General features: G+C 47.0%; 1 rRNA gene. It reads right to left on the bottom strand.

Features of this window, described 5'->3' with window-relative positions:
* Window positions 1–66 precede the first annotated feature (66 nt).
* A 5S ribosomal RNA gene (rrf, locus tag AC2FA3_RS15140) occupies window positions 67–183 on the bottom strand.
* Window positions 184–279 lie beyond the last annotated feature (96 nt).

Raw genomic sequence — 279 nt, 5'->3', positions numbered from 1 at the left:
TGTCAAGACATTTCTTAAGTATCCAAGCAAAAGAAAAGAGCTAGACTTCCGTCTGGCTCTTGCTTCGCGCGGCAGCGCCCTATCCTCGCAGGCAGTTTCCCACCAACTACTTTCGGCGCGAAGAAGCTTAACTTCTGTGTTCGGCATGGGAACAGGTGTATCCTTCTTGCTTTCGCCACCGTACTCTTTTGAGCTACTACGCTCAAAACTAAACATAATCTTTCGCAAAAAACCTTTTCAGATCGCTTCGCTTTGGTCAAGTCCTCGACTGATTAGTAC

Source organism: Janibacter sp. CoH_79_TC_3 (assembly GCF_058197955.1).
This window is presented reverse-complemented; position numbering and strand designations above follow the sequence as displayed.